This is a genomic window from Arthrobacter sp. JB02-1C (assembly GCF_057748045.1).
This window is the reverse complement of sequence record NZ_CM173235.1, coordinates 1,389,928-1,414,129: the sequence shown is the minus strand read 5'-3', so window position 1 is coordinate 1,414,129 and position 24,202 is coordinate 1,389,928. Positions and strand designations below refer to the sequence as shown.

The 24,202-nt window shown below is 66.8% G+C and carries 21 protein-coding genes and 3 tRNA genes; 8 read left to right on the top strand and 16 right to left on the bottom strand.

Annotation, left to right across the window (positions count from 1 at the left end; genetic code table 11):
- Window positions 1–2: 2 nt before the first annotated feature.
- From AC3ANP_RS06660 to AC3ANP_RS06650, 3 genes are read right to left on the bottom strand one after another with little or no spacing between them, the layout of a single operon-like run.
- Window positions 3–884 carry an ABC transporter permease gene (locus tag AC3ANP_RS06660; RefSeq protein WP_488332541.1) on the bottom strand — a complete coding sequence of 294 codons (882 nt, stop codon included), beginning with the start codon at window positions 882–884 and terminating at the stop codon, window positions 3–5.
- A complete protein-coding gene (locus tag AC3ANP_RS06655; RefSeq protein WP_488332540.1) occupies window positions 884–1,831 on the bottom strand; it encodes an ABC transporter permease in 948 nt (315 codons plus the stop codon). Before AC3ANP_RS06655 ends, AC3ANP_RS06660 begins: the two co-directional genes overlap by 1 nt.
- A gap of 50 nt (window positions 1,832–1,881) precedes the next feature.
- Window positions 1,882–3,288 (bottom strand): ABC transporter substrate-binding protein, encoded by a 1,407-nt coding sequence (locus AC3ANP_RS06650; RefSeq protein ID WP_488332539.1) that lies wholly within the window; start codon window positions 3,286–3,288, stop codon window positions 1,882–1,884.
- Window positions 3,289–3,602: 314 nt separating this feature from the next.
- On the opposite strand from AC3ANP_RS06650, the gene AC3ANP_RS06645 reads away from it, so the two are divergent.
- Window positions 3,603–4,370, top strand: coding sequence for a FadR/GntR family transcriptional regulator (locus AC3ANP_RS06645; protein WP_488332538.1), 768 nt, complete (start codon window positions 3,603–3,605; stop codon window positions 4,368–4,370).
- On the opposite strand, the gene AC3ANP_RS06640 is transcribed toward AC3ANP_RS06645, so the two are convergent.
- From AC3ANP_RS06640 to AC3ANP_RS06620, 5 genes are all read right to left on the bottom strand, one after another.
- Entirely contained in the window at window positions 4,337–5,812 is a 1,476-nt protein-coding gene (locus AC3ANP_RS06640) for an amidase (RefSeq protein ID WP_488332537.1), read from the bottom strand. The genes AC3ANP_RS06645 and AC3ANP_RS06640 overlap by 34 nt on opposite strands.
- On the bottom strand, window positions 5,809–7,074 hold the full coding sequence (locus AC3ANP_RS06635; RefSeq protein WP_488332536.1) for a M20 family metallo-hydrolase: 1,266 nt from the start codon (window positions 7,072–7,074) through the stop codon (window positions 5,809–5,811). Before AC3ANP_RS06635 ends, AC3ANP_RS06640 begins: the two co-directional genes overlap by 4 nt.
- 44 nt (window positions 7,075–7,118) lie before the next feature.
- Window positions 7,119–8,483, bottom strand: coding sequence for an MFS transporter (locus AC3ANP_RS06630; protein ID WP_488332535.1), 1,365 nt, complete (start codon window positions 8,481–8,483; stop codon window positions 7,119–7,121).
- 352 nt (window positions 8,484–8,835) lie between these two features.
- On the bottom strand, window positions 8,836–9,753 hold the full coding sequence (locus AC3ANP_RS06625; protein ID WP_488332534.1) for a LysR family transcriptional regulator: 918 nt from the start codon (window positions 9,751–9,753) through the stop codon (window positions 8,836–8,838).
- Between the two features lie 34 nt (window positions 9,754–9,787).
- Entirely contained in the window at window positions 9,788–11,467 is a 1,680-nt protein-coding gene (locus tag AC3ANP_RS06620; protein ID WP_488332533.1) for a PucR family transcriptional regulator, read from the bottom strand.
- 113 nt (window positions 11,468–11,580) lie between these two features.
- Here AC3ANP_RS06620 and AC3ANP_RS06615 point away from each other — a divergent pair, with 113 nt between their 5' ends.
- Together AC3ANP_RS06615 and AC3ANP_RS06610 are read left to right on the top strand one after the other, a co-directional pair.
- Window positions 11,581–13,068: a CoA-acylating methylmalonate-semialdehyde dehydrogenase gene (locus AC3ANP_RS06615; RefSeq protein WP_488332532.1), complete on the top strand. Its 1,488-nt coding sequence runs from the start codon at window positions 11,581–11,583 to the stop codon at window positions 13,066–13,068.
- A 28-nt stretch (window positions 13,069–13,096) separates the two neighbouring features.
- The gene (locus AC3ANP_RS06610; RefSeq protein WP_488332531.1) at window positions 13,097–14,470 is read left to right on the top strand and encodes an aminotransferase class III-fold pyridoxal phosphate-dependent enzyme; all 1,374 of its coding nucleotides are present in this window, start codon (window positions 13,097–13,099) and stop codon (window positions 14,468–14,470) included.
- Between the two features lie 205 nt (window positions 14,471–14,675).
- Here AC3ANP_RS06610 and AC3ANP_RS06605 read toward each other — a convergent pair.
- The 3 genes from AC3ANP_RS06605 to AC3ANP_RS06595 all read right to left on the bottom strand — a co-directional run bounded on the left by AC3ANP_RS06605 (window position 14,676) and on the right by AC3ANP_RS06595 (window position 15,049).
- A tRNA-Phe gene (locus AC3ANP_RS06605) sits at window positions 14,676–14,751 on the bottom strand.
- Between the two features lie 48 nt (window positions 14,752–14,799).
- Window positions 14,800–14,873, bottom strand: a tRNA-Asp gene (locus AC3ANP_RS06600).
- 103 nt (window positions 14,874–14,976) lie between these two features.
- Window positions 14,977–15,049, bottom strand: a tRNA-Glu gene (locus AC3ANP_RS06595).
- A gap of 194 nt (window positions 15,050–15,243) precedes the next feature.
- On the opposite strand from AC3ANP_RS06595, the gene AC3ANP_RS06590 reads away from it, so the two are divergent.
- Window positions 15,244–16,278, top strand: coding sequence for a PHP domain-containing protein (locus AC3ANP_RS06590; protein ID WP_488332530.1), 1,035 nt, complete (start codon window positions 15,244–15,246; stop codon window positions 16,276–16,278).
- 9 nt (window positions 16,279–16,287) lie between these two features.
- Here the strand turns inward: AC3ANP_RS06590 and AC3ANP_RS06585 are convergent, their stop codons facing one another.
- On the bottom strand, window positions 16,288–16,833 hold the full coding sequence (locus AC3ANP_RS06585) for a methyltransferase family protein (protein ID WP_488332529.1): 546 nt from the start codon (window positions 16,831–16,833) through the stop codon (window positions 16,288–16,290).
- 104 nt (window positions 16,834–16,937) lie between these two features.
- A complete protein-coding gene (locus AC3ANP_RS06580; protein WP_488332528.1) occupies window positions 16,938–17,540 on the bottom strand; it encodes a LysE/ArgO family amino acid transporter in 603 nt (200 codons plus the stop codon).
- 68 nt (window positions 17,541–17,608) lie between these two features.
- On the opposite strand from AC3ANP_RS06580, the gene AC3ANP_RS06575 reads away from it, so the two are divergent.
- From AC3ANP_RS06575 to AC3ANP_RS06560, 4 genes are all read left to right on the top strand, one after another.
- Window positions 17,609–18,490: an ArgP/LysG family DNA-binding transcriptional regulator gene (locus AC3ANP_RS06575; RefSeq protein WP_488332527.1), complete on the top strand. Its 882-nt coding sequence runs from the start codon at window positions 17,609–17,611 to the stop codon at window positions 18,488–18,490.
- 99 nt (window positions 18,491–18,589) lie between these two features.
- On the top strand, window positions 18,590–19,627 hold the full coding sequence (locus AC3ANP_RS06570; RefSeq protein ID WP_488332526.1) for a DMT family transporter: 1,038 nt from the start codon (window positions 18,590–18,592) through the stop codon (window positions 19,625–19,627).
- 9 nt (window positions 19,628–19,636) lie between these two features.
- On the top strand, window positions 19,637–20,071 hold the full coding sequence (locus AC3ANP_RS06565; protein WP_488332525.1) for a metallopeptidase family protein: 435 nt from the start codon (window positions 19,637–19,639) through the stop codon (window positions 20,069–20,071).
- Window positions 20,072–20,099: 28 nt separating this feature from the next.
- Window positions 20,100–21,032: a cation diffusion facilitator family transporter gene (locus AC3ANP_RS06560; protein WP_488332524.1), complete on the top strand. Its 933-nt coding sequence runs from the start codon at window positions 20,100–20,102 to the stop codon at window positions 21,030–21,032.
- Window positions 21,033–21,051: 19 nt separating this feature from the next.
- On the opposite strand, the gene AC3ANP_RS06555 is transcribed toward AC3ANP_RS06560, so the two are convergent.
- From AC3ANP_RS06555 to AC3ANP_RS06545, 3 genes are all read right to left on the bottom strand, one after another.
- Window positions 21,052–21,801, bottom strand: a complete 750-nt coding sequence (locus AC3ANP_RS06555; RefSeq protein WP_488332990.1) for an ABC transporter permease — start codon at window positions 21,799–21,801, stop codon at window positions 21,052–21,054.
- Between the two features lie 133 nt (window positions 21,802–21,934).
- Window positions 21,935–22,963, bottom strand: a complete 1,029-nt coding sequence (locus tag AC3ANP_RS06550) for an ABC transporter ATP-binding protein (protein WP_488332523.1) — start codon at window positions 22,961–22,963, stop codon at window positions 21,935–21,937.
- Window positions 22,960–24,090: a LolA family protein gene (locus AC3ANP_RS06545; RefSeq protein WP_488332522.1), complete on the bottom strand. Its 1,131-nt coding sequence runs from the start codon at window positions 24,088–24,090 to the stop codon at window positions 22,960–22,962. Before AC3ANP_RS06545 ends, AC3ANP_RS06550 begins: the two co-directional genes overlap by 4 nt.
- Window positions 24,091–24,202: the final 112 nt, after the last annotated feature.

Genomic DNA, 24,202 nt, shown 5'->3' with positions numbered 1-24,202 from the left:
GCTTACCGCTCTCCATTCAGCTTCGGGTCAAAGCGGTCCCGCAGGCCGTCGCCCAGCAGGTTGAATCCGAGTACGGCGACCGCAATCGCGGCGCCCGGCCAGACAACAAGCATCGGGAAAGTGCCCAGAAACTGCTGCGATTCCTGCAACATGCGCCCCCAGGATGGCACCGGGGGTGGTGTGCCGAGACCGAGGAAAGAGAGCGCGGCCTCGGCCAGGACGGCGAGAGCAAAGGTTACCGAGCATTGCACCACAACCATGCCCGCGATGTTGGGGAGCACATGGCGTCGGGCGATGCGGAAGGCACTTTGGCTTGAAGCCCTGGCCGCGAGGACGTACTCGGTGCTCATCACCTGGAGGGTGCCGCTGCGGGCCACTCTGGCGAAGCCAGGGATCGAGCCGATGCCAATCGCGACCATCGCCGTCGTCGTGCTCGCACCGAAGACGGCGCCGAACATGATAGCAAGCAACAGTGCTGGAAAGGCCAGCAGGATGTCGGCCCCTCGCATCGTAACCTCCTCCGTCGCGCCGCCGCGCATTCCGGCGAGGATACCCAGCGGTGTGCCGACCAGCACGGCGATTCCCACGGAGATGAGTCCCACCATGAGGGTGATTCGAGCGCCGAAGAGAATGCCCGAGAAGACGTCGCGACCGAACCTGTCAGTACCCATCAGGTGCGGGCCGCTCGAGCCTTGCAGCCGCTCTGTGGGAAAGGCTTTGACCGGATCGTATGGGGTCCAGAACAGGGAAATCAGTGCGGCAAGCACGACAATGACCACTATCGCCGCGCCTACGGCCAGAGTGGCGGAGGGCTTCCGTAGGGGGCGTCTGACGGCGGCATCGAACTCGCCGGGCGGCGATGCAAAGTCGGTGAACTTGGACATTAAGCCTTCTTCCGAATTCGCGGGTCAAGGACTGTATAGAGCAGATCGACCACAAGGTTGATGATGAGTGTGATCGCCACCAGCACCATGACAACCGATTGAACGGTGAGCATGTCACGATTGCCTACAGCGTCCAGCAGCATGGAGCCCAGGCCGGGAATGACGAAAACGCGTTCCACGACGACGGCCCCGACGATTAGCGCAGCCAATTGCACGCTTGTCACGGTCAAAACCGGAATGGAGGCGTTGCGAAGGCCGTGGCGCACCAGGGACTCCAACGGGCCAAGGCCCTTGGCCCGGGCCGTGCGCAGATAGTCCTCGCTCATGACTTCCAGCACGGCGGACCGTACATACCGGGTCAGGATTGCTCCCTGCACGGAAGCCAGCGCCGCAACGGGAAGGACGAGGCGACGCAGGAAGTCCCCAAAGTCCTCGCCGGGTGGGGTCCAGCCGTTTGACGGGAGCCAACCCAGCCCGACGGCGAATACGACGACGAGAAGTATGCCAGCCAGGAAGCCCGGGATGGCAACACCCAGCTGGCTCATTCCGCTGATGATGACACCGCTTGGTTGGCGGTGACGCACAGCGGCCAGAGTGCCGAACGGAATCGCGATGAGCAGGGCCACGATCATGGACAGCATTACGAGGATCAGGCTGACCTGCACGCGGTCCGCGATCATCGGACTGATATCTTGCCTGGTAACGAGGGAGACGCCGAAGTTGCCTTGCGGCAGGCCCGTAACCCAGTCGATGTACTGGACAGGCAAGGGCCTGTCGGTGCCTAGCTGCCTTCGTGTCTCCTCGAGAAGCTCGGGCGAGGCATTGACGCCGAGGGCGATCTGCGCGGGGTCTCCCGGGATGGCGCGCATGAGCAGGAATACTGCCGCCGTGGCCACAAAGAAGGTCACGATGAACCTGCTCAGGTTAACTAACAGCCGTACGACCATCCCGGCCCCCTTTCTAGAGCTCTACCTCGTGGTGCGGACGTTCTGGCCTTTTACTTCCAGCCGGTTGCGGTTAGATCCAGTGCCTCGGTGACTGAATTGGCAGGGATGCCCGTCACATCTGCCTTGGCCACAATCAGGTTCGGGAAAAGGAAGAGGACATTGGCGGGGGCGTCCTCGGTGATCGTGCGGACCACCTGTTTCATGCCGGCCACATATCCGGCCTGATCCGCTGCGTCCGCCGCTGCGGCGACGTCCTTGATCTTGGAATTGTCATAGCCGATGTAGTAGTCCGGGTTGTTGAAGACGGTCAGCAGATCCCGGCTTTCAACCGCCAACACCACCGACATCTGGTATTCGTGCTTGGTGAAGACCTTGTCGAGCCACACAGCGGGGAATTCCGCTGTCTCGATCTTGGCGTTGATCCCAACATCGGCCAGCTGTGACACAACAATCTGGGAGACCGCATTGGCGTAGGGCCGGGTGGGGACTGTGAATGTGATCTTCAGATTTTCAGCACCCGCATCCTTGAGCAACTGCTTGGCCTTGGCCGGATCATAGGGGTACGCGCCGTTGTGATCCTCGTAGTACGGGTCGGTCGGCGGGACCGGGGCACCCAGCAACGTGCCGTATCCGCTCCAAGCGGTATCAAGGACGGCTTTTCGGTCGATGGCGTACATGACAGCTTGGCGGACTCGCACGTCATTGAACGGTGCCACCTTGTTGTTCATGGTGAGCTCCACCTTGCCGTTGGACGTGCCCTCCAGGATCTGGAAGGACTTGTCCTGTTTGAAAGTGGGAAGTAGCTCGGGGGCCTGCATGTTGTATACGACATCGACGTCGCCCGAGCGCAACGCATTGGTGGTGGCCGTGGCGTCGGCGAAGTAGCGCAGGGTAACTGTCTTAAGCTTCGGAGCGGCCCCCCAGTAACCCTCCCTGGCGGCCATCTTGATCGCTTCTCCCCGTTTCCACGACTCGATCGTGAACGGGCCGGTCCCGATGGCAGTGTTGGCCAGGTCTGCCACTCCCGAGGGATCAAACATGGCGCCCACCGGCGTCCCAAGATCGAAGAGCCAGGCGTTGCTGGGCCTGCTCAGCACTACCGTCACCTCCGTGTCGCTGACGACGTTGACGGCGTCCACAACGTCCATCTTCTTCTTGAGGCTGGAGACCCACGAGGATTTGACCCGTTCCAAGCTGAACTTGACGTCCTCAGCCGTAAAGGCCTCTCCGTTCGAGAATTTCACACCTTTGCGCAGCTTGAAGGTGTAGCTCTTGCGGTCCTCGCTCAACGTCCACGACTCGGCCAGCGACGGTTGAATCTTGCCTTCCTGGTCGATCTTTACGAGGCCTTCGTATACGTTCGCCATCAGCGCCTGCGGGATTGCGGCGCCGGCCGTCTTAGTGAAATCCAGGTTGCTGGGCTCGCCAGTCAGCGCAACCGTGAGCGCGGTCTTCATCTCAGCCTTGTTCGGCGACCCGGCGCTGGAGCCTGCGGAACAGGCCGTCAGGGACAGAGAGGCCGCCGCAAGGACGGCGGCGGCCGTTTTGAAACGCTTCGAACTGCGCACAGGGGCACTCCTTCAGCTTTGGCAGTATCTGCGGTGGAAAGACTGGTGTGACTTGCCTAACATGAAACTAGATCGACCCTACTACTCGTTTACTGGTCTGACCAGTGAATGATGTTAACGAGTTAAATACGCAAATTGGGTCCGGGCGAGCCGTATGCTTTCCCCAAGCCAGCACCCGAGGTGGCTCTGCCGAAGGATTTGAAATGAACGACGTCACATTCACACCTGTCGTTGCGGTCCTGACTTACGAGCGGGTCGTGGAACAGATAGAACAGGCCATCGTCGCCGGCGATATTAAACCTGGCCAGCGGCTCGCCAGTGAACGCGAGCTCATGGTGCAGTTCTCCGTTAGCCGACCGACAATCCGGGAGGCCCTCCGTGTTCTTCAAGCCCAGGGACTGATCGCCTCCAAGCATGGCGGCCGAGGCGGACCGGAGGTTCTGGCACCCTCGCCCGAGACACTGTCCCGGTCGTTCACCACGATGGCCCGCGTCGCGTCACTTTCACTCTCGGAGCTTGTCCAGTTCCGCATCGTGCTGGAAAGCTCGGCCTGCCAGCTCGCGGCCGCGCTCCACACCCCCGAGCAGCTCAGTGCGATGCGCGAGGCGATTGGACGGATGGAAGCCGAGGTTGCGAACGGCTCGGACAGCTTCAACCGTGCCGATCTCGACTTTCACACGAGCATTTGGGCCGCCAGCCACAACGCCCTGCTGCAGATCTGCGGCCAGGCGGTTTCCGGCTCCATCCTCAAGCTCATGGACGACCGGATGGACCGCGCCTCGAACAAGAGCCGGGCCATGCAGGATTCACTGGCACGGGACCGGGCCATCTTTGCCGCAATCGCGGAGGGCAATAGCGCCGCAGCCGGCGATTCCGCGCGCAATGCAATCGCGTCCTATTTCGAGCAGTACCTGGACGACGAGGGGTCGACGGGCCTTCAGGCGCTGGGCGCCGTGGTCGACCCCAAGTAGGACGCCTCCGGATTGCCAAGGAGGCTGGGGTGGCGCGCCGCCCATGGACGCAGTTCCTCCACGGCAGCGCCAACCGCAAAAACGGTCGCGTCGTCGAACGGATGGCCCACGATCTGGACCCCGGTCGGGATACCGCAGTCTGCCATGCCGCTTGGCACAGCGAGTACCGGGCAGCGGTTGGCGATGTTGAACGGAGCCGTCATGTGCCCCTGCCAGTAGTGGCCAAGGCGCACACCGCCCCCGGCCTCGATCCCGTCAAGGTACATGCCGTCGGCGTCCAGGGCAGCCACGGCGGATGCCGGGCAGATCAGGGCGTCGAAGCCGGCCATCGCGGCGGCAAGCTCGGCCTGGATCCGGGTTTCGGCCCGTATGCCGTCCAGGAATCGGTTCTCGCTGGCCGCCTTGCGCGCATCGGCCATAAAACGCCGGGTGTAGTCAGCAAGAAGCCCGGGTGCATCTGCGGTCTCGTCTTCCATGGCCGGGCCCAGAAGGTAGCCGAAATGCGTAAACATCGTCCGGCTGATGTCCTCCGTTTTCCAGGGCAGGAGGATCTCCTCCACGACAGCGCCCCCGGAGCGGAGCGCGGACGCCACGGCTCTCGTATTGGCCTCCACGTCCGCGGCGACCGGGTAATTCCCCAACTGGACGCACAGCGCGATCCGCAGGCCGGCCACCGCCTCCGCCCCGGCATTCGGCACGGAAAGCGCCAGTCCGCCGTCAAGTGACGCGTGGTCCCCCGGATGCCGTCCGGCCATGACGTTTGCCAGCAGTGCCGTGTCCGCCACGGTCCGTGCCATGGGGCCGTCCCCGCGGTAGTGGTCAGCGGATAGCGGCGCCAGGCCAGGAATCCGTCCGTAGGGCGCCTTGTATCCGACAGTGCCCGTGAAGGATGCCGGGAGCCGGGTGGAGCCGGCGATGTCGGAGGCCGTGGCGAGCGGCGCCAGTCCGGCGGCCAGGGCCGCCCCGGAACCACCCGAGGAGCCGCCCGGGGAGTACCGCGGATTCCAGGGGTTGCGGGTGACGCCCCACAAGGGGCTGTGGGTGACCGTGGCGCAACTGTATTCCGGCGTTGTGGTGCGTGCGTGAATGATTCCGCCGGCACGTCGGATTCGTTCGATGACAGGGTGGTCTGCCTCGGCTCGATCCCCCTTCCGCGCGATGAGCCCCTGCGAGAGTGTGCGGCCTTTGAGCCCGTGTTTCTCCTTGGCCGCCACCGGCAACCCGAGCAGCGGCGTCAGGTTGCGGCCGCGGGCGTAGCTGGTGGCAGCCTGCCGGGCGGCAGGGAACGCGTCCTCGAACAGGGTTTCCGTCAGGGCATTGATGCCCCCGTTGACAGCTTCCGCCCTCGCGGCCACCGCTTCCAGCAGTTCGACGGGTGATAGCTCCCTGGTCCGGAAGAGCCTCAGTGCCGTCGTGGCGTCGAGGTAGTGCAGTTCCGTCATGCCACAACCGCCGCCGTCAGGGTGGAGGATTCGGCAAGTGCCCCGCGGACGAGCTGGCGGGCGACCCCGGTGAGCATGTCCACCCCGGTCACCATGTCGTCGTCGGTGGTGAATTCGCGCTCACAGTGGGATACACCGTCCACACTGGGGATGAAAAGCATGACGGAGGGCGCCACGGTGTTCATGGCAACAGAATCGTGGCCCGCCATGGTCTGGATCCGCCGCGAGGAGAGGCCCAGGTCGGCGGCCACTTTGGCTGCGAGCTCCAAGCCGGCCTCGGGGAAGCGGCGGATGGGCCGGATGTCAAAGTCCTTGACGTTTACTTTGATGTCGTGCGTGCGGGCCAGTGCGTCGATGTCCGCGATGAGCTTGGCGCGGGCTGCCTTGACGATGTCCGGATCACCCGAGCGGAGGTCTGCGACCAGATGCACTCTGCGCGCCACGACGATGGGTGAGTTCGGTTCGAGGGTCAGCTGGCCCACGGATGAGACGAGGGCCTCCTCCGCGAAATCCTCGGTGACGTCATGGACCATGAGGATGATCTTGGACGCGGCAACCAAGGCGTCGTGCCGGTCTGCCATTGCGGTGGCTCCGGTGTGCGACTGTTCGCCCAGCACTTCGATGTCCAGCTTCTGCGTATACCAACTGCTGTCGACCAGGCCGATCGTGGTCCCCTCCCGTTCCAGGATCCGGCCCTGCTCGATGTGGATTTCGGCGTAGCTGGCTACCTCGGGTCCCTCGGCTGCGCCGAGGTAGCCGATGGCGTCCAGCGCGTCGCGGACGGTGACGCCCTGGAGGTCGGCGACGTCCAGCATGCGTTCCCGCGACAGCAGGCCGGCGAAGACGGAGCTTCCCATAATGCTCGGTGCGAAGCGCCCGCCCTCCTCGTTGAACCAGTTCACGACCGCCAGGTTGAACCGGGGCGCCGCGCCACCCTCCGCGACTTCAGCCTCAAGCCGCCGGGCCGCGTGCATCGCGGCGATGACACCATATGCCCCGTCGAATCGGCCGCCAAGCGGCTGGCTGTCCAGGTGCGAGCCGATGAGCACATACGGCGCTCCCGGTGTCCACTCCAGCAGCCCGAACATGTTGCCGATTCCGTCCACCCGAAGTTCCCATCCGGCGTCGTGCACCCACGTAGAGAACCAGTCGCGCGTCTGCGCGTCCTCCGCGGTGGCAGCCTGGCGGTCCACGCCGCTGTGGGAGGTGGCACCGATGGTCGCGACATGGTGGAAGTCTTGGAGGAAAGCTGCTGAGTTCACGGGAAGTCCTTTGTGTGATGCGGTGGCGGGGAACAGGCTGCGGTTTAGCCCATGCGCCCGCGGGTTTCGGGAACCCTGGTGAAAAGCACCAGGAGGAGCACAACGAGGGCGGCGGCCGCCATGTAAAAGCCCGGGGCGTGGGGCACGCCGGTGCCGCCGACGAGGGCCGTGCCGATGAACGGTGCGGTGCCGCCGAAGAGCGCATAGGCGCCGTTATAGCTGATGGCCGCGGAGGTGAAGCGGGTCCGGGTGGTGAAGATTTCGACGAAGAAGGTGTAGCAGCCGCCGCCGTAGATGCAGAGCGCGGCCACAAAGAGTGCCTGACCCAGGAGTGCGAGAAGCAGGCTGCCGCTCGTCACGAGCATGAAGCTTGGCACGGAGAACAGTGCCAACGCGGCGGAGCCTGCAATGAGCATCGGTTTACGGCCAAACCGGTCGCTGAGCCGGCCACCCACGGGAAGCAGGACAGCGTAGAGGGCCATGGCTGCCGCATTGGCCAGGAGCGATTGTTCGCGGCTCAGGTGTCCGGTGGTTTGTACATAGGACACGAAATAGGCCGAGAGGAAGTAGAAGCCCATCGCGGTGAGGCCCATAACGAAGATGACCTGCACCATGCGGAGCCGGTTTTCGCGGAAGGCCTCCCGGACCGGGCTGAATTCTTTGGTCTGGGCCGCCTTGGCCTCGGTGAACACGTCGCTTTCCACTGTGCGTCTGCGGATCCAAACGCCGAAGAGGGCCAGCGGCAGGGCCAGAAGGAACGGCAGGCGCCAGCCCCACGCTGTGAAGGCCTCGTTCGGCATGGACTGGCTGAGGATGAGGATCATCGTTCCGGCTACAACTGATGGCAACGCGGTGGCGGCGATGGTGATGTTGAGCCAGAGCCCTCGGCTCTTGACGGGTGCATGCTCGAAGACAAACGACGGCGCTCCCACAGATTCACCGCCGGCAGAAAATCCCTGGATGAGCCGGCAGAGGACCAACAGAACGGGCGCCCAGGCGCCAATCTGAGCGTAGGTCGGAAGCAGCCCCATCAATGCGGTTGCGCCGCCGATGGCGATCAGGGTGATCGTTAGGACCTGGCGTCGGCCGATCCGGTCACCGAGGGCGCCAAAGAACAACCCGCCAATGGGGCGGACAACGAATGCAACGCCGAAGGTCGCGAAAGTCGCCAGCATGGCGGTGACGGGATTGCTGCCCGGGAAGAACAGCTGAGAGAAGATGACGGCGGTGAGGCCGTAAAGAGTGAAGTCGTAGAACTCGATGAACTGGCCGACGCTGCCCCCGAGCAGAACCCGCTTCTGCATCTTGGTGACGCGGAAGGTTTCGGGGGCGGAGGCCTGCTCCTGGGCAATTGCGGTCAGCGCGGCCCCGGAGAGCGGCGGCTGGTGCTTAGCGTCGTTGATCGTCATGACAGCCACGCTAGGGGTGCCATGTTTCCGAAGCCCTGTGCCAGGTTACGGCCCCGGGAAATGAAATCGGCCGTTGTTGCAGCGGTGTTGCCGGCGTGCCCCGGTCCGAATACATCGCGGACATATGGGCCGTGAATCGGAACCATTGATTCTCCTCTGATCAGCGTCGCGTTCAAGCTCAAGGATTCGGCCTAGGCGTCGCGGCGGGGATTTATGCGCTGGAAGGATTCCGGCATCACCGCACTGCAGCAACTGTGTGTGATCCGCTTCACATCTGTCCAATTGATAGTTTTTGACGAATCGATCGATTCTCTCGATGTGAAATTGTTGATTTGCCGGCCCGGTGGTCCGGCTAGTGCCGAGCCGCGCCATAAAGTCGGACGCACGTCTGTTCGAAGGCGAGCGCCCGGCGGGTGGGTGTGACACCCTCCGGCCGGACCAGCATCACTTCGATCGGGGGGAAATCGTCGGTCAGGGTGAGCGCCACAACCCGCCCCCCGGAGTACGTCAGGTCGCTGTGGAGCCGCTGGTTGAGCATCGCGTACCCGTGGCCCTTCGCGACAAAGGACCGGACAGTTTCATAGCCGGCGAATCGGTGCCGCACGTTCGGTGTCACCCCGGCGCTGGCGTAGAGCTGCTCGTAGTATTCGCGGCTGTGCGGCAGGTCCAGCACCACCGCGGGTTCGCCGTCGAGATCCTTCAGCGCGATGCTCCGCTCAGGGCTGGACGCCGCGGGGTGCTCGGCGTGGACCAGCACATGCGGCGGCACCCGTTCCAGCACGGTGCTGGTAAACCCCCGGCCTAAACCGAGGCCGTACATCAGCGCCACATCGCACTGCCCTTCAAGCAGGGCGGCCTGCAGGCTCGCCAGGTCAGCTTCGAGGAAGGAGACTTCGACTCCCGGATGCTGGCCCTGGAAGGTCTGAAGAATCGCCGGCAGCCTGAACGGTGCCAGCGGTGAAAAGACGCCGACTTTGAGCTCGCCAACCAGGCTCGTCGCAAGCCCCCGGGCCGACTCGTACAGGGAATCGGCATGTTCGAGCAACACCTTGATGTCTCGGGCCAGCTGCCGGCCGGATGGTGTCAGCCGCAGGCCACGGGTTCGCAGCCGCACAAATAACTGCGTGGCCAGGCTCGCTTCAAGCTGGGCCATCGCGGTGGAGAGGGTGGATTGGGTGACCAGCAGCCGCTGGGCTGCGGCCGTCATGTTTTCGAGCTCTGCTACCACCGCAAAATACCGAAGCTGGGTCAGGGTAAAGGGCTTCGTCATTCGTCAACGCTCGCATTCTGGGGGATCCGCATGGTTACAGTGTCCGCAGCCGGTACAACATGAGCGCGACGTGCAACGAGGTCCTCGACTCGGCGTCGTCGAGGTCGACGGCGAGAAGCTCCTCCAGCCGGCCCAGACGGGCGTAGAGGGTCGGCCGGCTGAGGTAGCCCTTCCGGGCGAGGGCGGCCTTATTGCCGCCGGACTCGAGGTACTGCCCCAGCAGCTCAACGTAGCCTTCCGCGCCCCGGGCTTCGGCGTGCAGGACACCGGCCAGCTCGGACTCGACGAACTGCTGCACGCGGGGGTCTTTGCGCAGCAGGGCCAGCAGCCCCCGCAGCCGGACGTCGGTCGCCCGGTAGAACGGCTTGCGGCCCCCCGGCAGGGTCGCTGCCGTTTCGGCGACGTGGGAGGCCTCGTCGATGCCCGCCGCCGCTTCCAGCAGTGAACCGCGGAGACGGCCGACGCCGATGCTCCACGCCACCTCCGCGTGGCCGGGGGGCCGGAAGCCGGTCAGGGAAGGGCCGGACGGGAGAATGTCCCCGGCGAGGGCGCCGGCGAGGCGGTGCAGCATCGGGTCTTCGAGTTGCTTGGCCGGGACTGCCAGGATCATGCCGACCGAGCCTGAGCGGATACTCGCAGTCAGTGCGGTGCCCGACGCGGACTTGAGGGCACGGGCGAGCTGTTCGAGCAGGAAGCGTTCCTCCTGCTGGCCGGCGAGCGGGTCTCCGCCGGTCCCCTGCTGGCCCGGCGGGGCGCCGGTACTGTCTGCGCCGCTCCTGAACACCACCGGCACATAGTATGGCGAGCGCCTGAGGCCAAGCGCGGCGGCACGCATCTGCGCTTCGGCCTCGCTCAACCCGCGGGGCTGGCGCAGGTCGTTGAGAAGCCCCGCCTGCGCCTGGTGGCTCAACTCGCGCCGGTCCCCCTCGGCCAGCCGGTTGATGGCGAGCGTCTGCGCCGCGCGCTCCAGCACCATGGACGCGGCGTCGTCGTCCTCGAGCGGCACCGGGACCACGAGCCGCCCCCAGAGTTGCCGTCGCACGCCCACCGGCGTTTGCAGCCAGGCCTCCGGCCCGCTCCGGGTTGTCCCGGACGCGGACGGTGTGGTCCGCGACCTCCGTTCCCAGTCATCGAGGAGCTCGGTGGTCTGGAGCTTGCGGGCCGAATATGCGAGGACAAGGTGCGAAAGGTCCTCCAGAACCACCGGAGCACCGATCATGGCGGCCGCCCGTTCCACGACCTGATCCGTCCCGGCGCTTTCCAGGCTCAGCACGGTGAAGGCTTCGTGGACGTCCCGCGCCCGTTCGACGCGCTCCAACTGCTCGGCCACGATCATCCGGTGCACAGTCTCCGTAATCTGCACGAAGCGCACCCGCCGTTCGACGACGATCACAGGCAGCGCCGCGTCCAGTGCGGCCGCGCGCAGGGCGTCCATGCTGCGGCTTCGGTTGCCGACGATCTCCACGATCACGCCGGCGGCTCCCGCCTCCTCCAGGGAACGGATGAACGAGGCCGTGCGAGCCGGCGTCTTCTCCAGTTCCAGACCGGTGGTGAGCACCAGTTCGCCGCCGGAGAGCAGCCCGGAAATATCGAGCACTTCGCTGACATGGACCCAGCGGACAGGGCGATCCAGCGCCTCAGCTCCGCCGAGGATGTGCGGACCTGCGTCGTGGAGCACGGGAAGGCCCAGGATGGAACGGACGGTGGGCAACATTGACAAAGTGTAAAGCACATCTCGATTCTCTTTACACCCCTGCTCTTATGGTGGAACTCCGGGCCGGACAGACTGGACGCACGACACCGCCCGTCCCCCACAAGGAGTATTACTTGAACGTCATTGAGCACTGGATCAACGGCAGCTACGTTCCGGCCGGCAGCCGTTCTGCCCCCGTGACGAACCCGGCGACCGGCAAGGTCACCGGCCAGGTTTCCCTGGCCACCCAGGAAGAGGGCCGCGCCGCCGTCGCGGCGGCCAAAGCCGCGTTCCCCGCCTGGCGGGACACATCCATTGCCCGCCGCACACAGATCCTCTTCTCGTTCCGCGAACTGCTCAATGCCCGCAAGGGCGAGCTCGCCGCCATCATCACCTCCGAGCATGGCAAGGTCCTCGACGACGCCCTCGGCGAAGTGACCCGGGGGCAGGAGGTTGTGGAATTCGCCTGCGGCATCCCGCACCTGCTCAAGGGCAGCTACACGGAGAACGCGTCCACCAACGTGGATGTCCACTCGATCCGGCAGGCACTCGGACCGGTCGCCATCATCAGCCCCTTCAATTTCCCGGCCATGGTACCCATGTGGTTCTTTCCACTCGCCATCGCCGCCGGCAACACGGTCGTGATCAAGCCCAGCGAAAAGGACCCCACGGCCATCAACTGGATGGCCGAGCTCTGGAAGGAAGCCGGCCTGCCGGACGGTGTCTTCAACGTCCTGCACGGGGACAAAGTGGCTGTCGACGCGCTCCTCAGTGATCCGGACATCAAGGCCGTCTCCTTCGTCGGATCGACGCCTATCGCCAAGTACGTATACCAGACCGCAACCGCTAACGGGAAGCGCGTGCAGGCCCTCGGCGGCGCCAAGAACCACATGATTGTCCTGCCCGACGCCGATCTCGACCTGGCCGCCGACGCCGCGGTGAACGCCGGGTTCGGTTCGGCGGGCGAGCGGTGCATGGCCATCTCCGCGCTCCTCGCCGTGGGCGGCATAGCCGACGAGCTCGTGGCGAAAATTGAGGAGCGTACGCGGTCGCTCCGGACGGGCGACGGCCTGCGGGGCTGCGATATGGGCCCGCTCGTCACGGCAGTCCACCGCGACAAGGTCGCAGGCTACGTCGACGCCGGCGAGGCCGCCGGTGCCACCCTGGTGGTCGACGGACGCGACGTCGCCCCCGACTCCGAAGGGGACGGCTTCTTCGTCGGCCCCACGCTCTTCGACAACGTCACTCCGGACATGTCCATCTACCAGGACGAGATCTTCGGACCTGTACTGTCCGTAGTCCGGGTTGACAGCTACGAGCAGGCGCTGGAGCTAATCAACACCAACCCCTACGGCAACGGCACCGCCATCTTCACCAACGACGGCGGTGCGGCCCGCCGCTTCGAGAACGAAGTGGAAGTGGGCATGGTCGGCATTAACGTCCCCGTCCCGGTCCCCATGGCCTACTACTCCTTTGGCGGCTGGAAGAACTCGCTCTTCGGCGACACCCATGCCCACGGCACCGAAGGCGTGGGGTTCTTCACCAGGGGCAAGGCCGTGACCTCCCGGTGGCTGGACCCCAGCCACGGTGGCATCAACCTCGGTTTCCCGCAGAACGCCTGACCGGCCCCACACCAGAAAGGGACACAACATGACTTCCACGATTGACAGCGGCGTCCTGCCGCTCCAGCACGATCCCGAGGCAGCGCGCCGGGCCTACGATCTGGACCGCAAGCACGTCTTCCACTCCTGGTCCGCCCAGGACCTCCTGGACCCGATGGTCATCACAGCTGCGCAGGGATCCCACGTCTGGGACGGCGACGGCAACAAGTATCTGGACTTCTCCTCGCAGTTGGTCAACACCAACATCGGCCACCAGCACCCCGCCGTCGTCGCTGCGATCGCTGCCCAAGCCGCCAAACTGTGCACCATCGCCCCGAGCTACGTCAACGACGCCCGCTCCGAAGCGGCCCGGCTGATCGCGGAGCGAACCCCCGGGGAACTGGACAAGATCTTCTTCACCAACGGCGGCGCGGACGCCAATGAGCACGCCGTCCGCATGGCACGGCTCCACACCGGCCGCCACAAGGTCCTCTCGGCCTACCGCTCCTACCATGGTGGCACCCAGCTCGCCGTGAACCTCACCGGGGACCCGCGCCGCTGGGCCAGCGACACGGCCAGCACCGGCACCGTCCACTTCTTCCCGCCCTACCTCTACCGCACCGCGTTCCATTCCACGACGGAGGAAGAGGAAAGCCAGCGCGCCCTGGAACATCTGGAGCAACTGGTCAGCTTTGAAGGCCCGTCCACCATCGCGGCGCTGATCCTTGAATCGATTCCGGGGACCGCCGGGATCTACATGCCCCCGCCCGGCTACCTGCAGGGCGTGCGGGAGCTCTGCACCAGGCACGGCATCATCCTGATCGCCGACGAGGTCATGTCCGGCTTCGGACGGACCGGCAAGTGGTTTGCCATCGAGCACTTTGACGTCGTTCCGGACCTGCTCACCTTCGCCAAAGGGGTAAATTCCGGCTATGTCCCGCTGGGCGGCGTCGCCATCAGCCCCGAAATCGCGGCCACGTTCGGTCAGCGCGTCTACCCCGGTGGCCTGACCTACTCCGGCCACCCGCTGGCCACGGCGGCCGCGGTGGCCACCATCAACGCCATGGAGGACGAACAGACCGTTCAGCACGCGGCCCGGCTTGGAAAGACCGTGATCGGACCGGCCCTCGCCGGCTTCGCGGACAACCACACGTCCGTGGGAGAGGTGCGCGGAACAGGGGTCTTTTGGGCCATCGAACTGGTCAAGAACCGGGAGACCCGCGAGCCAATGGCGGCCTATGGCAGTTCAAGCCCGGAAATGAACCAGCTTGTCGCCGAGTGCAAGTCCCGCGGCCTTCTGCCATTCGCCAACTTCAACCGCATCCATGTGGTTCCCCCGTGCAACACCTCGGTGCAGGACGCTCGGACCGGGCTCTCCATCCTGGACGAAGTCCTAGATATCGCAGACGACCTGATCAGCTGACGGCATCGGGCTGGGATCTGGCTGGCCATCGGCGCAGCTGTCGTCATTGGGGGCAGCTGCGCCGATGGCCCATCCAAGAGGCCACCAGAGGTGCGCATCAGAAGGAGACGTCGCTAGCCTGATCCAGGAGAATCTCTCACGGTGATGGCCAAACGAAAAAACCCCGCAGTCCCGGTGTAAACACTGGGAACTGCGGGGTTCTAGCTGGTGGCTCCGACCGGCGTCGATCCGGTGACCTTTCGATTTTCAGTCGAACGCTCTACCAACTGAGCTACAGAGCCTAGGTGACGTGTCACCATGACGGCCGGAATTTCTTCTGGCAATCAGAGCGACCCTGACGGGACTTGAACCCGCGACCTCCGCCGTGACAGGGCGGCGCGCTAACCAACTGCGCTACAGGGCCTTGCTTTTACTGCTGTTTCTTGCTGTCCGCGGTATCGCTACCGCGTTTTTTCAAGGACTCTAGCCTACCAGACTTTTTCACCCGGCCTGACCAGTTCCTTGCGTACCCCCAACGGGATTCGAACCCGTGCCGCCGCCGTGAAAGGGCGGTGTCCTAGGCCGCTAGACGATGGGGGCCAGGACGCCATCCGGTAAAACCACTGTTACAAGGCAAAAATTAAGGGCCGAAGCCTTCCGTTTTCGTCCCTTCAGGTTCCTCCGAACTGGACCTATAAAAGTGTAGGGCCTACTTTCGGATTCTCCAAAATCCTTTTCCCCAAACCGGAACTGCCTCTGGACAAGCCCGGTACAGCCAAGTGGATGATGGTCAGATGGACGCCACCGCTGCCCTCAATGAGATCGCCTTCTGGCTCGAACGCGAGCGCGCCACCACCTTCAAGGTCCAAGCCTTCCGCAAGGCAGCCGATGCGATTGCCGGGCTCCCGCCCGAGGAACTCGCGGCGCGGCGACGGGACGGCCGGCTGAAGCGGATGAAGGGAATCGGTGACCGGACCTTTGAGGTGATCGCGCAGGCTGTGGATGGCGCCGTCCCGGACTACCTTGCCGGCCTGCGGGAACGCGGCGCAGGTCCGCTTGCGGAGGGCGGCCACGAGCTGGCGGCGCAGCTCCGCGGCGACCTGCACACGCACAGCAACTGGTCCGACGGCGGTTCCCCGATCGACGCCATGCTGGACGCGGCGCGGACGCTGGGGCGCGAATATCTGGCCTTGACGGACCACTCCCCCACGCTGAAGATCGCCAACGGGCTCAGTGCCGAGCGGCTCCAGCAACAACTTGACCTGCTTCCCGGGATTGAGTCGTCGCAGCCCGACGACGGCCGCCCGCGAACCCGGCTGCTCGCCGGCATCGAGGTCGACATCCTGGAGGACGGCAAGCTGGACCAGGCGCCCGACCTGCTGGACCGCCTGGACCTGGTGGTGGCAAGCGTGCACTCGAAGCTTCGGGCGGACAGCCGGACCATGACCCGGCGGATGCTGGGCGGCATCGAAGACCCGCACACCCGCATCCTCGGCCACTGCACCGGGCGGCTGCTGAACGGGTCACGGGGGACGCGTCCGCCGTCGGAGTTCGACGCGATACAGGTGTTTGCGGCGTGCGCGGAACACGGCGTCGCCGTCGAGATCAACGCCCGGCCGGAGCGCCAGGACCCGCCGGACGAGCTGATCCAGGTGGCCCTCGACGCGGGCTGCCTCTTCAGTATCGACAGCGACGCGCACGCCCCCGGCCAGCTCGACTTCCTGCAGTACGGTGCGGAGCGGGCCGCGCGAAACGGCGTGCCACCGGAGCGGATCATCACCACCTGGCCGCTCGACCGGCTGCTGGAGTGGTCCGGCCGCGGCCGGTAGCGGGACGGCCTAGCCCCGGGACGACTCCGCCCCCTGGGCCTGCCATGGCGTGAGCCGAGGCAGCCAGCGCGGAACGTTACGGCGGTACTCGTCGTAGGCCGCACCGAATTTCCGGGTCAGGGCCGGCTCCTCGTGCAGCCGGACGAAGGCCACCACCGGGATTGCGCCGAGGCCCAGTGCCGCGAAGAGCTTCGGCTGACCCAGCAGGAGTCCCTGTCCGGCGACGGCCGCGGCGATCGACACGTACATCGGGTTCCGCACGTACCGGTAGAGCCCGCCAACCACCAGCCGCGCGGGAGGGGCAAACGGCGCAGGGGTCCCGATGCCCTCGACGGCGAAGTGGACAAAGGAGTTCGCGATCACCGCCGCGCCCGCGCCGATCAGTACGGCGCCCGTGAGCTGCGCAGGCATGCCACCCGGGACCGGGGCCTCCACCTCCCAGCGGGTCAACAGCCACGGCACCACGCCGGCGGCCGTTGCAGGGACGATCGCAAAGACGGCCGTGCCGATGGCTGCACGCTTTCGTTCGCGGGCCGAAGCCGGGGATGCTGTCATACCGGCAATCGTGAACCCGCCACATCGAACGGGCAAGGGCCGGCCGGCCCGCGATCCGGGGCCGGCGCAGGGCCCGGGGCCGACCGGCAGGGTCGGCGCAGCGATCAGGCGACCAGCAGCACGGCCAACGTCAACATCACGACGGCGATTCCGGCGTCGAGCACCCGCCACGCCGTCCGGCGCCGGAACAGGGACGTCAGGAACCGCGCCCCCGCGCCGAGGGCGGTGAACCAGGCAATGCTTCCAAGGCCAGCCCCCGCAGCGAACCACCAGCGCCCGGACTCACCCTGGGCGGCGGCCAGGGACCCAAGCAGCAGCACCGTGTCCAAGTACACGTGCGGGTTCAGCCAGGTGAAGGCCAGGCAGGTCCCCAATACGGCCGCCCTGCTGACGGCCGGCTTGTCCGCCACGTCCTCCAACTGTTCCCCGCGGACGGCACGCCGGGCCGCGAGCGCTCCATAGGCGAGGAGGAAGGCCGCCCCGGCCCACCGGATCACCACGAGCGCGGCGGGTGCCCGGTCCAGGAGGACGCCGATGCCCGCGACGCCCAACACGATCAGCAGCAGATCCGACACCGCGCAGACCGCCACCACCATGGCCACGTGCGAGCGCCGGATGCCTTGGCGAAGGACAAAGGCGTTTTGCGCCCCGATGGCCACAATGAGCGACAGCCCGGTGGAGAGGCCTGAGAACAGGGGAAGAATCACCCTCCCACGGTAGGTCCCCGCCCAAGATGAAACCAGTTAAAGATTCTTCGTGCAGATAAGCTGAGCTAATGGTTGACATTTCCCCCGAGCAGGCCCGGACGCTGGCGGCAATCGTCACGCACGGAAGCTTCGACGCCGCAGCAGCCCAGTTATCCGTGACGCCCTCGGCGGTCAGCCAGCGGATCCGCGCGCTTGAGTCCGCCGTCGGCCGTCCGGTGCTGACCCGGGCGCGGCCGGTAGAGCTCACGGAGTCCGGCCAGGCCGTGGTGCGCTTTGCCCGGCAATTGGAACTGCTCTCGGCAGACCTCGCCGAAGAGCTACAGCCGGCGGACGTCCACGGGCGGACGCGCCTGACGCTGGTGATCAACAGCGATTCCTTGCACACCTGGGCCCTGGCCGGCCTGGCAGCCGTCGGCGAGAGCGTCCAGTTGGAGATCCTCCGCGAGGACCAGGAGCACTCCCTGGACCTCCTGCGGGCGGGCGCCGCGGCCGCGGCAATCACGGTGACGGCTGCGCCAGTACCGGGATGTTCCTCCCGCCGGCTCGGCACCATGCGCTACCTGCCCGTTTGCGCCCCGGATTTCTCCCGCCGCTGGTTTGGGTCCGGCGTCACCGCGGCGGCGCTTTCCAAGGCCCCGGTGCTGGTCTTTGACCGCAAGGACGACCTGCAGGACCGCTGGCTGCGCCGTTTCAGCCGCTCACCCAGCCGAGCGCCGCGCCACTACGTGCCGGCCGCCCAGGAGTTTGGCGATGCGATCCGCCGCAGCATGGGTTGGGGAATGATGCCCGAAATCGAAATCACCGAGGACCTCGGGGCCGGGACGCTGCAGACACTCGCTCCCGGGGCGCAGGTGGATGTCACCCTCTACTGGCAGCAATGGCGGCGCGACTCAGCGGCCCTCAGCGTTGTTGCGGAGGCTGTCCAGGCGGCGGCACGCGTGCTTCGGTGAAGGTGTTGGGAACACCCGGCGCTGAACCTGGCAGGAACTCGATGAGACCTGACCGATATCCGCCAGCCAGCATCCCGCCACAGCAGCTAAATTGGCACCATGGCCACAACCGCCGAGACCGGCTCCCCGCAGCATGACAACACCCCGCCGGACAGCACCGCCGGGTACCCGCCGCGTCCCGTGCCGCACGCCGCCCCGCCGGCCGTCCCCGGGGAACCCCGCCGGCCCGGGCAAATCAGCGGACTGGGGATCGCCGCCGTCGTCGTCACCGTGGTCCTCTGGGCCTCCGCGTTCGTTGGCATCCGCGCCGTCGGTCCCAGCTTCTCCCCCGGATCCCTGACCCTGGGGCGGCTCGCCGTCGCCGCCGTCGTCCTCGGCCTCGTGGTGCTGCCGCAGTTCCGCCGCTCCGCGCCGTTTCCCCGGGGCCGCGAGTGGTGGCCCATCCTCGCGTACGGCGTGATGTGGTTCGGCGGGTACAACGTTGCGCTCAATGCCGCCGAACACCTGCTCGACGCCGGCACGGCTGCCCTGCTGATCAACGTCAACCCCATCCTGGTGGCGGTGATGGCAGGGCTCGTCCTGAAGGAAGGGTTCCCGCGCTGGCTGATCATCGGCAGCCTGGTCGCCTTCGGGGGCGTGGCAGTCATCGCCCTCGGTTCCGGCCAGCGGTCGACGGCGGACGTGGCCGGCGTCCTGCTTTGCCTGCTCGCCGCGGCACTGGCGGCGGTCAGCGTCATCATCCAGAAGCCGGTGCTCCGGAAGATCCCCGCCGCGCAGGCCACCTGGTTCGGCATTCTGGTGGGCGCGGTGTGCTGCCTGCCCTTCAGCGGCCAACTCATCGGAGAACTGCAGGCCGCCCCGCTGTCCGCGACGCTGGGCCTGGCCTACCTCGGCGTGTTTCCCACCGCGATCGCCTTCACCACCTGGGCGTACGCGCTCTCCCTGATCGACGCGGGCCGGCTCGCCGCCACAACCTACCTGGTGCCCGGAACCACCATCCTGATCTCCTGGCTGGTGCTCGGCGAGATCCCCACCGCCTGGGGCCTGGTTGGCGGCGTCATCTGCCTCGCCGGTGTGGCGCTGACCCGGCGCGGTTCCCGCCGCCGGGCCACGCCCGCGCTGCAGCCGGAGGCATAGGCTTCAGTTATGCCCCCTTCGCTGCCACCAGGCCTTCCCATCGTGCCCGACGACGACGGCACCGGCGGTGCCCCGCCGTTCCCGATGTCCGAGGACGAGTTCGAAGCCGCGGTGGACGACGCTCTGGACCAGATCCCGCCGGACCTGGCCAGAACCATGAACAACGTGGCCGTTTTCATTGAGGACGACTACACGCCGCAGCCCGGCGAGGACCCGGACACCGTCCTGCTGGGACTCTACGAGGGCGTACCGCTGACCGAACGCGACTCCTGGTGGGATGCCGGCTCCCTGCCGGACCGGATCACCATCTACCGCCGCCCCATCCTGGACCTCTGCGCCACCCGGGAGGAAGTAGTCGAGGAAGTGACGGTCACCGTGGTGCACGAGGTTGCGCACCACTTCGGCATCAGCGACGCACGGCTGCACGAGCTCGGCTGGGGCTAGCCGGGCCTCTGCGGCTAGCCTTGGCAGTATGGGACATGACCACGGCCATTCGCACGGCCTACCGGCCGGCGGCACGGCGACAGCGCGGCACCGCAAGCGCCTGGTCGCCGTGCTGGCCATCACCCTTGCTGTGGTGCTGGTGCAGGTGGCGGGCGCCGTGGTCTCAGGGTCGCTGGCGCTGCTGGCCGACGCCGGACACATGCTCTCCGATGCGGCCGGGGTGTCCATCGCGCTGCTGGCGGCCTGGATAGCCACCCGGCCGGCCAACGACCAGCGCACCTACGGCTACCAGCGCGCCGAGGTGCTCGCCGCGCTGGCCAACGCGCTGGTCCTGATCGTCATCTCCGTGGTCATCTTCACGGAGGCGATCCGCCGGCTCGGCGCCGCGCCCGAAGTGCAGACCGGCGTCATGCTCTTCGCTGCCGTCCTCGGCGCGGCGGCCAACCTCGTCTCGCTGCTGATCCTGCGCGGGGCGCAGAAGGAAAGCCTGAACGTGCGCGGCGCGTACCTGGAGGTGCTCGGCGACCTGCTGGGCTCCTTCGCGGTGATCGTTGCCGCCGTCGTCATCATGGCCACCGGGTACCAGGCCGCGGATACCTTCGCCTCGATCGTGATCGCCCTGATGATCCTGCCCCGGGCCTGGCATCTGCTCCGCGACGTCGTCGATGTCCTCCTCGAAGCCACTCCGAAGGGCGTGGACGTCCCGATGATCCGCGAGCACATCCTCTCGGTCGCTGGCGTGGTATCGGTCCACGACATCCACATCTGGACCATCACCTCCGGGGTCCCGGTTTTCTCCGCACACGTGGTGGTGGAAGACGCCGTGCTGGATGCCCGCGGCTCGGACCGGGTGCTGGACAAACTGGTCACCTGCCTCGGCGCGCACTTCGACACCGAGCACTGCACCTTCCAACTGGAACCGGCGAGCCACGCGGAGCACGAGGCCCACCAGCACGCCTGACCGGCCGCAGGCGGGGGCCCTAGGAGAGCACGTCCTTGGTCGAGAACCTGGCGTAGGCGAGCGCGCCGAAGACGGCCACGTAACCGGCCTGCAGGAGGGCGTTGGCGCCGAACGAGTCCCAGGCAATCGGCTGGCGTAACAGGTCGGCGAAGTCGAGCCAGCGGTGGCTGAACAGCCAGGGGTGCAGCCAGTCCAGTTGCGGCAGCGCGTCAGCGATCTGGGCGACGACGGCGAGCACGACCGTGGCCGCCATCGCACCGACCGGCACGTCGGTCAGGCTGGACATGAACAGCCCGATGGCCGAAAGCCCGGCCAGGGAGAGCGCGAGGTAGGCGGCGATCAGCAGCAGCCTCCCCACCGCATCGGCCGCGCCGATCGCGTCCCCCGACAGCAAGGTCACAGGCCCCACCGGGAACAGCAGCGCGCCGATGCCCGCTCCCACCAGCGCCACCGTCAGCGGCGCGGCCACGGCGAAAACGACGGCGCCAAGGTACTTCACCAGCACCAGCCGGCCCCGGCCCGCCGGGGCCGCCAGCAGATACCGCAGGGTGCCCAGCCCGGCCTCGCCCGCAAGGGTATCCCCGGCCACCACCCCGACCGTCAGCGGCAGGAACAGCGGAACGGCCACCAGCATGGCAGTGACACCGACAAACAATCCATTTTGGCTGATCCGGTCCAGGAAGGCCGGCCCCCGGCCGGGCGGTACGGCGGAGGAGAGCCGCACGGCCACCGCTATCAGCACCGGGATGGCAGCCAGCGCCAGCAGCATGGCCCAGGTCCGACGGCGGCGGAACAGCACGCCCAGTTCGGAACCGAGCAGCCGGAACCCGGCCGCCCAGCCCCGGACCCAGGCCCGGTCCGGGCTGTCCGCGGTGCCGTGATCCGGCGGCGGGGTCTGCTGATCAGCGGGCAACGTCGAAGCCCTCCCCGGTCAATTCCACGAACCGGTCCTCCAGGCTGCCCTGCTCCAGGGCGAAGCCACGGACCCGGACACCGCCCGCGACCAGCGCCGCCACCACCGCTTCAGGGGCAGGAGCTTCCGCGCCATCGCTGGCCGGCAGCGCGTACAGCAACTCGCCGGCATCCCTGCTCCCGACGGTCGGCGCCGCGCCGCGGCCGGCAGGGCTTCCGCCACCCTGCGCCGCGCCGCCGTCGGCCGTTAAGCCCAGGCCGGTCAACACGCGGGCAGCGTCGCCGGGGTCGGGGGTCAGCAGCCGGAACCTGGCCCGCCCTGCTTGGCGCAGGTCCGCCAGGGCGCCCTGAGCCACCAGGCGCCCGGCACTCATGATGGCCGCGTGGGTGCAGATCTGCTCCACCTCGGCGAGCAGGTGGCTGGAGACGAAGACGGTGGCACCGTCCGCGGCGAGCGAGCGCACCAGGTGGCGTACCTCGCGGGTACCCTGCGGATCCAGGCCGTTGGTCGGCTCGTCCAGCACCAGTAGGTCCCGCGGGCCGAGCAGGGCGTTGGCGATGCCCAGCCGCTGCTTCATGCCCAGCGAATAAGCCCGGACCTTCTTATCCGCCGCGTGCGAGAGGCCCACCCGGTCCAGCGCCGTCCCGACCCGTTCCCGCCGCGTCCGCGCCGGCGCTTCGGGATCCGCAGCATCCAGGCGCAGCAGGTTCGCCGCGCCGGACAGGAACGGATAGAAGGCAGGCCCTTCCACCAGCGCACCGACCCGCGGCAGGACGGTGCGCAACTGGCGGGGCATCTCCTGGCCGAGGACGCGCACCGAACCGCTGGAGGCGGCAGCGAGGCCCAGCATGATCCGGATCGTCGTGGTTTTGCCGGAGCCGTTGGGGCCCAGGAATCCGAAGACGGAACCTTTCGGGACCGCCAGGTCGACGCCGTCGACCGCCAGTTGCCGCCCGAAGCGCTTGCTCAGGCCGCGCGTTTCAATGCTCAGCTCGGCGGGCGGGGCGACGGCGGTCACCCGGCGGAGGCCGCGGCTTGGAGCCGGTCGAGCGGGACGGAGCCGGCGAAAACGCGGCCGTCGTCAAGGATGAGCACGTTCACCAGGGCGGTGGAGAGCAGCCTGCCGCCGGCCACCGGGACGGTCGCCTGCGCCAGCAACGAAGCGGCGGAGCCACCCGGCTGTTCGCCCGGCGCCCGGCCCGGATCCTGGCCCGGCTGCTGGCCCTTTTCCTGGCCGGCGGCCTTGGCCCACGTGCCCGCCGGAAGCTCGATGACCGATTCCCATCCGGTTCCGCTGACCTTGTGCCGGCTGTCTTTCGCCTGCTGGCGTTCGGTTGCGCGGGGGCCCTGGTGCTCCGGGACGGGCAGTTCCTTGACGGCGGCACCGGCAGGAGGAGTGAACCGGAAGATGGCGGGGTCCGGCGCTTCGAGGGAGAGCTGGGTGAACGCAACCTGGAACGCCGGAGCGGACTGGCCGCGGGCCGTCAGCTCGACGCCGAGCGGCATCCCGGTCTGACCATCGACGGAAATCTCAACCGACTGCAGCAGGGTGACCGTGGACCTTGGCGTGAGGACGAGCTGGTAGGCAGCGCGCCCGGCGACCTTCACGTCGGAGCCGACAGTCAGCTCGGCGTTCTGGTCCAGCTTGGCCAGGAGTTCCTCGGCCAGGGTGTCGGGAGCGGGCAGGGCTTTCTGCGCCGGCGCGTGACGCTCGGCGGATCCGGACGGGAGGGCGGCGTGGGCTGCCGTGTTGTCTTTGGAGTTGTAGAACCAGACATCGTTGCCGTGCCGGATCACGTCGCGCTCGGCGAGGCGGTCCATGACCTGGACCCGTGCATTGTCCGGCCCGTCACGGAAAACCCGTGCGGTGTGCGGCCCGGTAAGAAGCTCCAACCACGCGCTGTTCCCGGAGGATGCACCGGGGCCGGTCGTCGGCAGTTCCGGCAACCCGAGGCTGGACGCTTGTTCCAGCGTCCCCGAGTAGGAGCTGTTGCGGTGCTGGGCGATCAGCTGGAGCACCTGCTCCGGTGATTTCGCCGGCAACGGATCCCCCGCGCCGGCCGGAAGGGAACCCGTTAGTACCCCGGCCGCGATCACGGCGGGAACCGTTACGGCCGGCAGCCATCGCAGCCAAGGACGGGTCATTGCGACCGCGCTCCAACATCGCAGCTCATGCTTCAACACTACGCTTGGAACGGCCCGGCTTCATCTCCTCCCGGGCACAGATCGGGACCGGTTTGGCCACGGGGCCGCCGCG

Excerpts from the sequence above, each read along its gene's own strand:
- AC3ANP_RS06625 (WP_488332534.1), bottom strand. The coding sequence starts at position 9,753 with ATGACGAAGCCCTTTACCCTGACCCAGCTTCGGTATTTTGCGGTGGTA.
- AC3ANP_RS06645 (WP_488332538.1), top strand. The coding sequence starts at position 3,603 with ATGAACGACGTCACATTCACACCTGTCGTTGCGGTCCTGACTTACGAG.
- AC3ANP_RS06655 (WP_488332540.1), bottom strand. The coding sequence starts at position 1,831 with ATGGTCGTACGGCTGTTAGTTAACCTGAGCAGGTTCATCGTGACCTTC.
- AC3ANP_RS06555 (WP_488332990.1), bottom strand. The coding sequence starts at position 21,801 with ATGCTGCTGGCGCTGGCTGCCATCCCGGTGCTGATAGCGGTGGCCGTG.
- AC3ANP_RS06650 (WP_488332539.1), bottom strand. The coding sequence starts at position 3,288 with ATGAAGACCGCGCTCACGGTTGCGCTGACTGGCGAGCCCAGCAACCTG.
- AC3ANP_RS06620 (WP_488332533.1), bottom strand. The coding sequence starts at position 11,467 with ATGTTGCCCACCGTCCGTTCCATCCTGGGCCTTCCCGTGCTCCACGAC.
- AC3ANP_RS06640 (WP_488332537.1), bottom strand. The coding sequence starts at position 5,812 with ATGACGGAACTGCACTACCTCGACGCCACGACGGCACTGAGGCTCTTC.
- AC3ANP_RS06590 (WP_488332530.1), top strand. The coding sequence starts at position 15,244 with ATGGACGCCACCGCTGCCCTCAATGAGATCGCCTTCTGGCTCGAACGC.
- AC3ANP_RS06610 (WP_488332531.1), top strand. The coding sequence starts at position 13,097 with ATGACTTCCACGATTGACAGCGGCGTCCTGCCGCTCCAGCACGATCCC.
- AC3ANP_RS06565 (WP_488332525.1), top strand. The coding sequence starts at position 19,637 with ATGCCCCCTTCGCTGCCACCAGGCCTTCCCATCGTGCCCGACGACGAC.
- AC3ANP_RS06575 (WP_488332527.1), top strand. The coding sequence starts at position 17,609 with ATGGTTGACATTTCCCCCGAGCAGGCCCGGACGCTGGCGGCAATCGTC.
- AC3ANP_RS06585 (WP_488332529.1), bottom strand. The coding sequence starts at position 16,833 with ATGACAGCATCCCCGGCTTCGGCCCGCGAACGAAAGCGTGCAGCCATC.
- AC3ANP_RS06545 (WP_488332522.1), bottom strand. The coding sequence starts at position 24,090 with ATGACCCGTCCTTGGCTGCGATGGCTGCCGGCCGTAACGGTTCCCGCC.
- AC3ANP_RS06570 (WP_488332526.1), top strand. The coding sequence starts at position 18,590 with ATGGCCACAACCGCCGAGACCGGCTCCCCGCAGCATGACAACACCCCG.
- AC3ANP_RS06560 (WP_488332524.1), top strand. The coding sequence starts at position 20,100 with ATGGGACATGACCACGGCCATTCGCACGGCCTACCGGCCGGCGGCACG.
- AC3ANP_RS06630 (WP_488332535.1), bottom strand. The coding sequence starts at position 8,483 with ATGACGATCAACGACGCTAAGCACCAGCCGCCGCTCTCCGGGGCCGCG.
- AC3ANP_RS06660 (WP_488332541.1), bottom strand. The coding sequence starts at position 884 with ATGTCCAAGTTCACCGACTTTGCATCGCCGCCCGGCGAGTTCGATGCC.